The sequence below is a fragment of the Motilimonas eburnea genome (assembly GCF_021295345.1).
Lineage (GTDB): Bacteria > Pseudomonadota > Gammaproteobacteria > Enterobacterales > CBDFNC01 > Motilimonas > Motilimonas eburnea.
The window spans coordinates 323,886-335,532 of sequence record NZ_JAIMJB010000001.1 but is presented as its reverse complement, the minus strand read 5'-3'; the positions used below and the strand labels follow the sequence as shown (position 1 = coordinate 335,532).

The 11,647-nt window shown below is 47.5% G+C and carries 14 protein-coding genes; 9 read left to right on the top strand and 5 right to left on the bottom strand.

Annotated elements, in window-relative coordinates; all coding sequences use genetic code 11:
• Nucleotides 1-4: 4 nt before the first annotated feature.
• The 4 genes from K6Y21_RS01620 to K6Y21_RS01605 all read right to left on the bottom strand — a co-directional run bounded on the left by K6Y21_RS01620 (nt 5) and on the right by K6Y21_RS01605 (nt 4,429).
• Nucleotides 5-1,966, bottom strand: coding sequence for a methyl-accepting chemotaxis protein (locus K6Y21_RS01620; protein WP_233069919.1), 1,962 nt, complete (start codon nt 1,964-1,966; stop codon nt 5-7).
• Between the two features lie 128 nt (nt 1,967-2,094).
• Entirely contained in the window at nt 2,095-2,616 is a 522-nt protein-coding gene (locus tag K6Y21_RS01615; protein ID WP_233069918.1) for a DUF2753 domain-containing protein, read from the bottom strand.
• 6 nt (nt 2,617-2,622) lie between these two features.
• Nucleotides 2,623-3,561 (bottom strand): ATP-binding cassette domain-containing protein, encoded by a 939-nt coding sequence (locus K6Y21_RS01610; protein ID WP_233069917.1) that lies wholly within the window; start codon nt 3,559-3,561, stop codon nt 2,623-2,625.
• A 10-nt stretch (nt 3,562-3,571) separates the two neighbouring features.
• The gene (locus tag K6Y21_RS01605; protein ID WP_233069916.1) at nt 3,572-4,429 is read right to left on the bottom strand and encodes an ABC transporter ATP-binding protein; all 858 of its coding nucleotides are present in this window, start codon (nt 4,427-4,429) and stop codon (nt 3,572-3,574) included.
• Nucleotides 4,430-4,632: 203 nt separating this feature from the next.
• On the opposite strand from K6Y21_RS01605, the gene K6Y21_RS01600 reads away from it, so the two are divergent.
• The 4 genes from K6Y21_RS01600 to K6Y21_RS01585 all read left to right on the top strand — a co-directional run bounded on the left by K6Y21_RS01600 (nt 4,633) and on the right by K6Y21_RS01585 (nt 6,109).
• Complete coding sequence (locus K6Y21_RS01600) at nt 4,633-5,493, top strand: tetratricopeptide repeat protein (protein WP_233069915.1); 861 nt, start codon at nt 4,633-4,635, stop codon at nt 5,491-5,493.
• Nucleotides 5,494-5,598: 105 nt separating this feature from the next.
• A complete protein-coding gene (locus tag K6Y21_RS01595; protein ID WP_233069914.1) occupies nt 5,599-5,715 on the top strand; it encodes a tetratricopeptide repeat protein in 117 nt (38 codons plus the stop codon).
• A 73-nt stretch (nt 5,716-5,788) separates the two neighbouring features.
• Nucleotides 5,789-5,905, top strand: coding sequence for a tetratricopeptide repeat protein (locus K6Y21_RS01590; protein WP_233069913.1), 117 nt, complete (start codon nt 5,789-5,791; stop codon nt 5,903-5,905).
• A gap of 87 nt (nt 5,906-5,992) precedes the next feature.
• Nucleotides 5,993-6,109 (top strand): tetratricopeptide repeat protein, encoded by a 117-nt coding sequence (locus K6Y21_RS01585; RefSeq protein WP_233069912.1) that lies wholly within the window; start codon nt 5,993-5,995, stop codon nt 6,107-6,109.
• Between the two features lie 146 nt (nt 6,110-6,255).
• Here the strand turns inward: K6Y21_RS01585 and sohB are convergent, their stop codons facing one another.
• Entirely contained in the window at nt 6,256-7,305 is a 1,050-nt protein-coding gene (gene sohB / locus K6Y21_RS01580; protein WP_233070006.1) for a protease SohB, read from the bottom strand.
• Between the two features lie 134 nt (nt 7,306-7,439).
• Here sohB and K6Y21_RS01575 point away from each other — a divergent pair, with 134 nt between their 5' ends.
• The 5 genes from K6Y21_RS01575 (at nt 7,440) to K6Y21_RS01555 (ending at nt 11,635) form a co-directional block, all read left to right on the top strand.
• A complete protein-coding gene (locus tag K6Y21_RS01575; protein WP_233069911.1) occupies nt 7,440-8,174 on the top strand; it encodes a YciK family oxidoreductase in 735 nt (244 codons plus the stop codon).
• Between the two features lie 12 nt (nt 8,175-8,186).
• Nucleotides 8,187-9,107 (top strand): LysR family transcriptional regulator, encoded by a 921-nt coding sequence (locus K6Y21_RS01570; RefSeq protein WP_233069910.1) that lies wholly within the window; start codon nt 8,187-8,189, stop codon nt 9,105-9,107.
• 151 nt (nt 9,108-9,258) lie between these two features.
• Complete coding sequence (locus K6Y21_RS01565) at nt 9,259-10,002, top strand: 5-oxoprolinase subunit PxpA (protein ID WP_349629449.1); 744 nt, start codon at nt 9,259-9,261, stop codon at nt 10,000-10,002.
• The gene (gene pxpB, locus K6Y21_RS01560) at nt 10,002-10,691 is read left to right on the top strand and encodes a 5-oxoprolinase subunit PxpB (RefSeq protein ID WP_233069909.1); all 690 of its coding nucleotides are present in this window, start codon (nt 10,002-10,004) and stop codon (nt 10,689-10,691) included. The genes K6Y21_RS01565 and pxpB overlap by 1 nt, the downstream gene beginning before the upstream one ends.
• A complete protein-coding gene (locus tag K6Y21_RS01555; RefSeq protein WP_233069907.1) occupies nt 10,688-11,635 on the top strand; it encodes a 5-oxoprolinase subunit C family protein in 948 nt (315 codons plus the stop codon). The genes pxpB and K6Y21_RS01555 overlap by 4 nt, the downstream gene beginning before the upstream one ends.
• Nucleotides 11,636-11,647: the final 12 nt, after the last annotated feature.

Below are 11,647 nucleotides of genomic sequence, written 5' to 3'. Positions count from 1 at the left end.
CAGGTTACACCTTGAACTGACCAATATTGGAGGCTAGGCGTTGCCCTAATTGATTCAGCATTTCTGCCGAGTGAGATGTTTCTTCGGTTTGATCATAGGTCCGAGTTGAAATATCAGACACCATGTTAACATTTTGGCTGATCTCATCGGCCACCGTCGCTTGCTGCCCTGCAGCATCAGAGATATGCTCAATGGCGGTGTTGATCTCACTGATAAAGTCTGCGATTGACAGTAATGACTGCTCGGCGGATTGCACTAAGTTAACGGTATCTTCAGCACTGTCACAGCTTTCTTGCATCGCCTTATAGGCTTTTTCTGAGCCTTGCTGCAAGGTTTGGATAATACTTTGGATTTCTTGAGTTGAGTCTTGTGTTCGCGAAGCCAAAGAGCGTACCTCATCGGCCACAACCGCAAAGCCTCGGCCTTGCTCACCGGCACGAGCAGCCTCAATGGCGGCGTTTAAAGCCAGTAGATTAGTTTGCTCGGCAATACTACGGATCACTTCTAAAACGGTGCCAATCTGCTCACTGTCTTTTTGCAGCTCCGCCACGATGTTTGAAGAGTCAATGATTTGTTTTGATAAGCCTGACATACTGCTCACGGAGTTCACCACCACGTCTCGACCTTGGTTGGCGGTGTTCATCGCATTGGCCGATAATTCGGTAGCTTTAGTGGCACTGCTACTCACTTCAACGGCGCTGGCCGACATTTCTGTCATTGCAGATGCGGCAAGGTGAGCTTGCGATTGCTGTTCACGCACATCATCTTGTGTTCCCTTGGCTTTGTCGGTTAACTCAGTCGCTGCACTTAATAACTGCTCCGTTGATTCACTGACTTCTGAAACAGAAACTTGAATTTTTTCGGCAAATTGATTGAAGCTCAAGGCCAGTTGCGATAATTCATCTGTCCCCTCAACTGGTATCCGTCGGGTTAGATCGCCTTCACCCTGTGCAATGTCAGCAAACACGGTGTTGAGCATGGTTAAACTGGTAATGATGGCGCGCGAGATTAAAAATGCCAGGCCAAGGCCTATCACTAACGCGGCACCAGCCACCGTCATAAGCATAGACTCGGAGGCCAATGCGGTTTCGTCAGCAATTTTTGACGCTTGCTCCATCGATGCGGTGATGGATTCAGTCAACTCATTAAGCAATTCGGCAACATGGGGGCCGACACTGTCTAAAGTAGCGATGCCTTTGTTGCGCTCAAAAATGTAGGTGGCGACCTCGTTGGCCGTTTTTATGTATAGATCAACATCTTTCTTAGCTTGTTCGGTTAACGCACGGCGTGTTGGATTTTGTAATTCTCTTAATAAGGCTTCCATATTCGTTTGTGCACTGGTGAGTTCGGCTCTAAAACGTTCAACCTGCTCGGGTTGATTTTCCACCAGAAATTTGGCCACGTATAAACGTCCCAGTAATAAATTTCTCACCGCGGTGCCTGCAGCTACCGCCGCCTCAATATCGCCGTCAGCCTCGGCCGATTTCATCACCTTGGTCAGGGCGCGCTCTATTTCCGGCCCTTTGACATTAAGAATATTGTTAACGGCAGCATTTCGTTTTTTCTGATTCGGCACCACCTGCTCGTTAAAGGCACTCAAATACACTTCTTTATCTTTTTTGATCCCATCGAGCATGGCAACCCGCTTAGGGTTTTGTATTGACTGATATGCTTGATCTAATGAGGTTTGCCAAATATCCGCATCTTGGTTGAATTTACCAGTCAAACTATCATTGCCGCTTTTGACATAATTTTTTACGGTGATCCGCAATCGATACAAGTTTTCGGTAATGTCAGTTGCAAGGGCACTATCGGGAGCAAGATCAAAAGTGATCTTGTGCATATCTTCTCTGACTTCATCAATTGCTTGGATGCCGGCAACCGTAATGAGCACCAAAATAGCGCCTAACACCACGGGGGCAATGGCTAATTTCTTCGCAACGGACAACCGATTAAAGATCTTCATAATTATATCCCTTTTTCTTTTATACATTTAGGTATAGCAAGTCAGGATAATAACTAGGTAAAATAAATCTAAAAAAGAGGGATGGCGCACCTTCTCTTACGGGAAAGTGCGAAAGCTATTGGGCGACACTAATGGAAGGTGGCGTTATCAGGATGGTGCTGGCATCCCTGACAATGGTCACAACTTGGCTCTAGGTTTTTATGTTGGTGTTTATCCATGTAAGCCACATGTTCATCGACGAGGGCGTTTGACAACAATTGCCAATGTTCCCCTTGATGCTGCTGATGAAACTCAAGTAGACCCACTAAGGTAACATCCAACATCTTTAAACTGGTCACCCGAGTCAGCTCAGAGATGGCCTCGTTATCAGCAAACTGTTGTAACTGGGCATGAGCTAGCTGCAAGTAATAGTGTTGATTGTCAACATCCCCCTGTTGCTTACAGGTGTTCACCAAATTATGACAAGCGGTCATATATAACCGCGCCGTATGTTCATAATCCGCTGCAAGTGACAGATCATCAATCAGTTTTTGCGCCTCAGTTAATGCCAGTTTATAAAAGATTTCAGCTTGGCGGCTATCACCTTGTCGCAAATAATGTTGTCCCTGCGCTGACAAGGTTTGCCATAAGTCTAATGAAAATGTGGCCATCGTTAATTACCCCGCTAACAGACGAACATAGTGATTGTGGTTCACTCGTTTCACCTGATCCACCTTGGCGCTGCTGATTTCACGAATTTTCTGGGCATGACCGGAATAATCTTCATCCCCTTTCACCACATCGGCAAAACGCACATCGGGATCGGGCACCGCCGAAATGAGTAATTGGGTGTAAGGATGTTGCGGGTTATTGATCACTTCTGTGGTATCGCCCCACTCCACGATTTGCCCCTTGTACATCACCGCGGTTTCCTCGGCGATATAATGGGCAGTAGCGAGATCGTGAGTGATGTATAAAAAGCCCAAGTTGAACTCTTTTTTCATCCGCTGCATCAAATCAAGCACACCAATACGAATCGACACATCCAGCATCGAAGTAGGCTCATCGGCCAATACCAGATCCGCTCCCACGGCTAAGGTTTTTGCCATGTTAACGCGCTGGCGCTGGCCGCCACTTAACTCATGGGGATATTTATCCGCCGTTAAGGCTGGCAGTTCAACCATTTCCAGTAGTTCACAAACCCGTTCGCGCAGCTTGGTTTTATCATTTTCACACATTCTGTGGAGCAACAAAGGCCTGGCCAAATGATGGTAAATCGTGTGAGTTGGATTAAGGGATCCAAACGGATCTTGAAAAATCATTTGCACGCTTTTGCGGTAGTTCAACACATCCTGGCGCGCCTTGATTTGGGTGATATCTTGACCGCGAAACAAAATCTCTCCCGCTGTCGGTTCATAGATCTTGGTAATTAAACGCGCACACGTGCTTTTGCCGCAGCCAGATTCGCCGACCAATGCCAAAGCACGGCCTTTATGGATAGAAAACGACACATCATTTAACGCCCGAAAGATATCGGTTTTGGCAAAACCACCACCGGTCGTAAAATCTTTCACCACATTACGTAATTCTAAAATGGGGGTATTGGCATCTAACATCAAAAGCTCCTTATAATTGAATTACTTCAGGGGTGAAGTCCGTTGTCGGTTGGTAGTGTTTTCTGCCTTCATGAATAGAAGGAAAAGCAGACCATAATTTTTGCGTATAAGGATGTTGTGGATGATGACGGATTTGCTGTGATTCATTCACCTCAACTAACTCGCCTTGATACATCACACCAATGCGATCACAAAATTGGGTCATCAGACTTAAATCATGGGTAATAAATAAAATAGAAAAGCCAAACTCTTCTTTTAGGTGATAAATCTGTTGCAATATCTCACGTTGTACCACCACATCCAGTGCCGTGGTGGGTTCATCCATGACGATAAGCTTAGCGTTTAATGCCAAACAAATGGCGATCACCAAACGCTGGCGCATCCCACCGCTGAATTGATGGGGATAATCACGCAAACGCTCCCGGGGGATTTTGACAATATCCAGTAGCTTTTCGGCGCGATCGATGGCTTCTTCACGGGTCATTTGGGTGTGAGTCATGATCACATCACAAAATTGCTCTTCAAGACGCAGTACTGGGTTAAGGGAGTTCATGGCACTTTGAAATACCATGGCAATTTGGGTCCAACGAAAATCCCGTAATTGCTTTTCCGTTAGCTTAACCACATCAACGCCGTTAAAAATAATTTCTCCACCGCTGATCAACGCTGGCGGGCGATGCAGCCGCGTCACCGCAAAGGCAATCGTGCTTTTGCCACAGCCCGATTCACCCGCTAGACCAAATACCTCGCCCTCACCGATCTCAAAATTGACCTTCTTTACCGCTTGAAACGCACCATCTTGCGTTAAGTAATCCACCTCTAGGTTTCGTACTTGCAGCAAGGGACGCTTGGCAGTTGATTCACTCATAGTCCACTCCTGTTTACACTCGAAAAAAGTCATTGGTCAAAGCAACCAATAAAACAATAATGCTATTGCGAATCCATATCATTTGCAATAATAATTACACTTAATCTGACCGTCTCGCTCACTTCTGTGATCTTTTACTGCCTTGTAATTCCGCTCTTTTATACCCACTATATAAAAAATTCTTTAAGGAGCGCCGCGAGCGAATGCAAACCAAGATGCAATCGAATATTATTGATATTTCATTAGATAATTTCCAAGCCGTCATTCTAGAAGGCTCCAACACTCAACCTGTCATGGTGACATTTTGGGCCCCCAGCCACGAAGAGTCCGTTGCGCTTGTCGCCACCCTAGAAAAGTTAGCTCAGGAATTCGCCGGCCAATTCGTCCTTGCCAAGATCAACTGTGAAGTTGATCAAGCCATTGCGATGCAATTTGGCGTACAAGCCCTGCCGACAACGGCCATGTTTGTCAACGGCCAGCCATGTGATGGTTTTGCGGGAAATCAAGAGGAAGGTGAAATTCGCGCCATTTTACAAAAGCACTTACCAGATGAGGCCGAGCTATTACTACAACAAGCCCAAGGCCAATTAGAGCTGCAAACCTTTGAAGCGGCAATCACGACGATTAAGCAAGTGTTAGCCCTCAAGCCCGAGTTAGCCAAGGCACAAATCATGCTTGCCAAAGCCCATATTGAGTTAGGACATATTGCTGAAGCGCAAGCGTTGACGGAGGCGATTAAACTTATCGACCAAGACGACCTGTATCACCACGTTATTGCGCAGATTGAACTGGCTAAAGCCGCTGCCGATACGCCTGAGATCCGCGCCCTAGAAGCACAAATCGCAGCCAATCCTAGCCCGTTGTTAAGCTTTGAGCTAGCCATCCAATACAGCCAAGTGAACCGTTTAGAAGAGGCATTAGAGTTGTTGTATCAAGTGTTACATCAAGACATGAATAGTTTGGACGGTAAAGTAAAACAAGCCTTTATGGATATGCTAACGACCCACTCGAGTGATCCAGCCGCCAGTGCTTATCGTCGCAAACTCTATAGTTTACTTTACTAGGGCCTAGTTAAGTGTGAGTGTGAGCTTGGGCCTGAGTTTGAGTTTGAGTTTGAGTTTGAGGTAATGTTATTCGCCGAGCAAGCTCGACTCCCACAGGAGCTTGGCTTGGACGATAAGGTAAAACAAGCCTTTATGGATATGCTAACGACCCGCTCTAACACTCCAACTAGTGATCCAGCCGCCAGTGCTTATCGTCGCAAACTCTATAGTTTACTTTACTAGGGCCTAGTTAAGTGTGAGTGTGAACCTGAGGGTGTTATTCGCCGCGCAAGCTCGCCTCCCACAGGAGCTTGGTTTGGACGATAAAGTAAAACAAGCCTTTATGGATATGCTAACGACCCGCTCTAGCACTCCAACTAGTGATCCAGCCGCCAGTGCTTATCGTCGTAAACTCTATAGTTTACTTTACTAGGGCCTAGTTAAGTGTGAGTGTGAGCTTGGGCCTGAGTTTGAGGTAATGTTATTCGCCGAGCAAGCTCGACTCCCACAGGAGCTTGGTTTGGACGATAAGGTAAAACAAGCCTTTATGGATATGCTAACGACCCGCTCTAACACTCCAACTAGTGATCCAACCGCCAGTGCTTATCGTCGTAAACTCTATAGTTTACTTTACTAGGGCCTAGTTAAGTGTGAGTGTGAGCTTGGGCCTGAGTTTGAGGTAATGTTATTCGCCGAGCAAGCTCGACTCCCACTAGGACTTGAATGGGATCCAACAAAATTGGGCAGCCAAATTCGTCTGCCCATTTTTGCGAAAAAGGTGATCTAGCTGTTTAAAAACGGCCCCTTGCCTTGCTGCCATAACTTCATTAAACAGCGCTCCAATGCCATTGATGCACCGTGGGCGATTTTATCCGCCAGTTTTTTCTTGGTCACATAACGAACCGAAATAATTTTTTTCGTTTCGTTTAGCTGCAACAAGTAATCATCACTGGTTTGGATCTTATCGATTAAGTTAAGGGAAAAGGCTTGACTGCCATACCAGTGTTCACCTGTCGCCACTTTATTGATGTCCAGCTGCGGGCGGTTACTGCTGACAAATTCTTTAAACAAGCTATGGGTTTCTTCAAGCTCTTGTTGGAACTTCTCTTTGCCCTTTTCGGTATTTTCACCAAACATGGTTACGGTGCGTTTAAATTCCCCCGCGGTCATTTGTTCAAAGTCCACATCGTGCTTTTTCAGTAGCCGATTAAAGTTAGGAATTTGCGCGATAACACCGATAGAGCCAACAATGGCAAAAGGAGCTGCAATAATTTTAGGGGCGACACACGCCATCATATAACCACCACTGGCCGCCACTTTATCCACCGACACCGTGAGGTTTATTCCCTTGTCACGTAAGCGCTGCAGTTGTGAAGCCGCTAACCCGTAGCCATGCACCATGCCGCCGCCACTTTCAAGGCGCACAAACACTTCATCATTTGGCTGAGCCACCCCTAAAATAGCGGTAATTTCTTGGCGTAAAGACGTGACTTCTTTTGCGTCAATGCTGCCTTTGAAATCGACCACATACACTTTATTTTCAACGGCATCTTCGGTTGCTGCTGGGGTTTTCTTGGCTGCTTTTTTCGCCTCTTTGGCCGCTTTTTTCTCCGCTTTATGTTTAGCCTTTAACTCTTGCTCCGATAGCAATTGCTCTTCTATATGCGTCTTGTTGTCACTCATTTGTTCAGAAAGATCGGTGATTTGTAACTCACCTTTTTGTCCTTTTTGCTTTGACGCCAAAGCAACACCGGTAATGATAACGGCCAACACCGCTGCAACAAAGGTCAGGGTTTTAGCAAAAAATAAACCATAGTCGTATAAGAATTCCAAACGTTCACTCCTGTCTAAAGCAAAAGGGATATCACCCGCCATGGTGGCGAGGTAAATCATGCAATTGCGCGCCAGCATAGCAAAAACCAGCTAAAGGCGTTAGAATTTGCACAAAATTTTGCAGGAGATGCCCCTTGGATTATCAAGCCCCCCACAACCTATTGGCCAACAAGATTGTTCTCGTGACAGGTGCAGGCTCAGGTATAGGTAAAGAAATCGCCCTAAGCTATGCCAAGCACGGTGCACGCGTGATTTTACTCGGTAAAACCGTGGCTAAACTCGAAGCGGTTTACGATGAGATTGAGGCCCTCGGTGCGCCGCAGCCGGCCATTATCCCACTCGACCTTAAAGGGGCAACAGAACAACATTACCAAGATATGGCCGAAACCATCGCAGGTCAATTTGGTCACCTTGATGGCCTAGTTCATAATGCAGGCGCCCTTGGCGTATTGGGTCCCTTTCATCAAATCGGCCAAGACACCTGGGACGAAGTGATGCAGGTAAATGTAAAGTCACAATTTTTGATGACCAAGCATTTGCTACCCGTACTCAAAGCCGCACCACAAGCATCCATTATTTTCACCAGCTCAGGTGTCGGTCGCCAAGGCCGTGCTTATTGGGGCGCATATGCCATCTCCAAATTTGCCACCGAAGGCATGATGCAAACCCTCGCCAGCGAACTTGATGGATCCCATGTCAGAGCAAACTGCATTAATCCAGGTGCAACTCATACACCGATGCGCTCCAAAGCCTACCCAGCAGAAGACTCAAGCTTATTAAAACGCCCAGCTGATATTATGCCGACCTATCTATATTTGATGGGCGCAGACAGCTTGACTGTGAACGGCGAAAGTCTTAACGCACAATAAAGTAAGTAACCTATGACCGATACCACCAACAAGCGATTAAAAGCCACCTTAGAGCAATGGCGCATCTTACAAGCCGTGGTTGATTGTGGTGGTTACAGTAAGGCAGCAGACACGCTGAATAAAAGCCAGTCCTCATTGAACCATGCCGTGAGTAAACTACAGCATCAAATGGGGGTGGCCTTATTAGAGGTAAAAGGGCGCAAGGCATACCTCACCAAGGCGGGTGAGGTGATGTTAAGGCGCTCTCGGCTACTTACTCAAAGCGCATTTGAACTTGAGCAACTAGCCGATAACTTAAGCCAAGGCTGGGAGCCAGAGATCCGCGTTTATGCCGAAATCATCTACCCTAGAGCGCAATTATACGCCGCCCTGCGCGCATTTTTACCGCAAAGCCGCGGGAGTCGGATCACCTTGATTGACTCAGTGATCACAGGCACCAGCGATGCCATTATCAATAAACAAGCCGATATCGTGATCGCAGGCTTATTGCCTAAGGGGTATATCGGCCAGCCATTGACCCATGTTGACCTATTGCCTTGCATCAGTCCCAACCACCCGTTAAGCCAAGCCAAGGTGGTGGATACCCAAGAATTAATGCAAGACTTGCAAGTGGTGATCAAGGACACCTCACAGCGGCCCGATGAAACCTTAGGCTGGTTAAAATCAGAGCAGCGCATTACCGTGAGTAACTTTCATGAGGCCCTCGCCTTGGTCAGTCAAGGTATCGGGTTTGCTTGGTTTCCCGATCATTTTGTGAAGCAACACCTTGCGCGCAATGAACTGGTCGCCTTGCCCTTAAAGCAAGGCACTAACCGCACCAGTGCCACCCACTTAGTGATCCCAGATGAAACCCGCATCGGCCCCGGCGCGTCCACCTTTGTTGATTGCCTTTTTGCCGAGCATGGCATTACCCCAACTAACACGAGTAAGTAGCGAGAGAAAGCATTGGCCAATGGCAAAAGAAGTTACATGACGAATACAGGAACGCGCGAACAAGGATCATGATGAAATTAAACTGTGGCATGACACGAAAGAGTGTTTTGGCCATTGGCAAAAGAACTGAATGAACGTATAAAAGCAGATTATGATGAAATTAAACTGTGATATGGGTGAGAGTTTTGGCCAATGGCAAATGGGCTGTGATGAGGCCATAATGCCCCATATCGATATGGCCAATATTGCGTGTGGTTTTCATGCCAGTGATCCTGTCACCATGGACAAAACCGTAAAACTAGCCAAACTGCACCATGTCACTATCGGCGCCCATCCCGGTTACCCTGACTTACAAGGTTTTGGCCGCCGCGCCATGCACATGTCGCCAAATGAAATTGTCAGTATGGTGCAATATCAAGTGGGCGCCCTCGGCGCTATTTGCCAAGCCAACCAAGTTAAACTTAGCTATGTTAAACCCCACGGCGCCCTCTACCACGCCATGATGCAAGATGGCAAAGTGATGACGGCCTTGATGCAAGGCATTAGCGCCCTCAATATGGATTTGGCCTTAATGATCCAAGCCAATCGCGAAGCCGAGCGCTGGGCGCAGTTAGCTAAGTCGGTCAACTTACCTTTGTGGTTTGAAGCCTTTGCCGACAGACGCTACCAAGATACAGGTGAGCTAATGCCACGCTCTCAAGCCGGGGCTCAGCTTGAGCTAGATGAGATGCTAAGCCAAGCCCAATCGTTATTTCGCCAGCAACAGGTTATCAGCCAGGGCGGCCAGCCCTTAGGGTTAAAAGCCGATACCTTATGTGTTCACGGCGATAATCCAGCCGCGGTGGCCGCCATTGCCAAACTAGCACACATGCGTGACAGCCTTGAGCAAAACTAATGCTAGCCATCCACCCACTTAACGAAACGAGTTTATTGGTCACCTTTGGCGACCAGTTTGATAACGCGACCTTAGATCTGATTGGCTTATTTTGCCACCAGCTCAAAAGCCGATGCCCAGCTCGGCTGTTAAAAGAAGTGCTGCCTTCCTATAACACTGTGATGATCGAGTACCATATTGATCGAATTAGCTTTGATCAACTGCATCAGCTGATCCACCAAAGCTACCTAAGCATCGTGCAGCTTAGTCCAAGCCAAAGCGAAACACGCCTAGTCGAATTACCCGTTTTTTACATGGGCCCGGATCTTGCGCGCATTGCCAATCACGCTAATATGTCGGTCGAGCAAGTGATTCAATGTCATAGCGATACCCTATATCGAGTTTATGCCATCGGTTTTAGCCCAGGGTTTCCCTACCTCGGCGAGGTTGATCCGCGCATTGCCACTCCCAGATTAACCAGCCCAAGAAAACAGGTTGCCGCGGGCAGTGTGGGCATTGCCGATAATCAAACTGGCATCTATCCTAATGCCTCCCCCGGTGGCTGGAATATCCTTGGCCTTTGCCCTCATGCCCTACTCGATAACGATTACCAGTGCCGGCTCCAAGTGGGCGATCAAGTTAGGTTTGTGCCCATAGCGCAAGATGAATTTTTACATCTGGGCGGGCAACTTGGTGAGGAATTTAGGTGAGCATAAGCATTTTAGATGGCGGCATCTTTAGTCAAATACAAGATTTAGGCCGTGTCGGCCATGGCCATAGCGGTTTTTCTCAAGGCGGGCCAATGGATTTACCCGCAGCATGCTGGGCTAATTATCTGTTAGATAATAACAATCACTGCGCCGTGATTGAAATCACCTTAGGCCAATTGTCGCTGCAATTTAACCAAGACACCGTTATCGCATTATGCGGTGCTGACATGGCACCAAGATTAAATAAACAAGCCTTAGTAATGTGGCAAGCCGTGCCCGTGAAGGCCGGCGATATGCTGAGCATGAAAACCTGCCAAGCCGGCATGCGCGCTTATTTAGCCATTAAGGGCGGCTTTGTTGGTCAAAAGGTGCTAGGCAGTGTGGCCAGCGTCATGCGCGATCGCGTTGGCGGGGTTAATCAAGGACAACCTTTACAAAAGGGCGATGAAATTGAAGTTAATTCCAGCCTAAAAGGTAAAGCCATGCAATCATATAACGTTGCCCCTGAAAGGGCATATCAAAGGGGCTATCATTACACCGCCAAAAGCTGGGCCAAATTAGCCGTGTTTAAAGGGCCGCAGTGGCATTTGTTTAGCCAAGCCGACCAAGATTTGTTTTTAAACCAATATTATCGCCTTGAACAAAGCAGTAATCGCATGGCGGCCAGCTTTGCCGGCACACCTTTGACCAGTGGCATTGCGGGGATAGTGTCACAAGGCATTACCCTAGGGGCCATTCAAGTGCCGCCCAGTGGCTTACCCGTTGCCCTATTAAATGACAGGCAAACCTTAGGTGGCTACGCCAAAATTGCCAACCTAAGCCAAGGCGCATGTTGGCGCCTAGCGCAGCTGCCGCCCGGGTGTCAGGTGCAGTTTGAATTGGCAGACATCACTCAAGCACAGCAGCAAGTGTTGCAATTTCAGCGTTTTTTTCAGCTGAATTAACCTAATTTCTGG

Excerpts from the sequence above, each read along its gene's own strand:
- K6Y21_RS01620 (WP_233069919.1), bottom strand. The coding sequence starts at position 1,966 with ATGAAGATCTTTAATCGGTTGTCCGTTGCGAAGAAATTAGCCATTGCC.
- K6Y21_RS01615 (WP_233069918.1), bottom strand. The coding sequence starts at position 2,616 with ATGGCCACATTTTCATTAGACTTATGGCAAACCTTGTCAGCGCAGGGA.
- K6Y21_RS01610 (WP_233069917.1), bottom strand. The coding sequence starts at position 3,561 with ATGTTAGATGCCAATACCCCCATTTTAGAATTACGTAATGTGGTGAAA.
- K6Y21_RS01605 (WP_233069916.1), bottom strand. The coding sequence starts at position 4,429 with ATGAGTGAATCAACTGCCAAGCGTCCCTTGCTGCAAGTACGAAACCTA.
- K6Y21_RS01600 (WP_233069915.1), top strand. The coding sequence starts at position 4,633 with ATGCAAACCAAGATGCAATCGAATATTATTGATATTTCATTAGATAAT.
- K6Y21_RS01570 (WP_233069910.1), top strand. The coding sequence starts at position 8,187 with ATGACCGATACCACCAACAAGCGATTAAAAGCCACCTTAGAGCAATGG.
- K6Y21_RS01565 (WP_349629449.1), top strand. The coding sequence starts at position 9,259 with ATGATGAAATTAAACTGTGATATGGGTGAGAGTTTTGGCCAATGGCAA.
- pxpB (WP_233069909.1), top strand. The coding sequence starts at position 10,002 with ATGCTAGCCATCCACCCACTTAACGAAACGAGTTTATTGGTCACCTTT.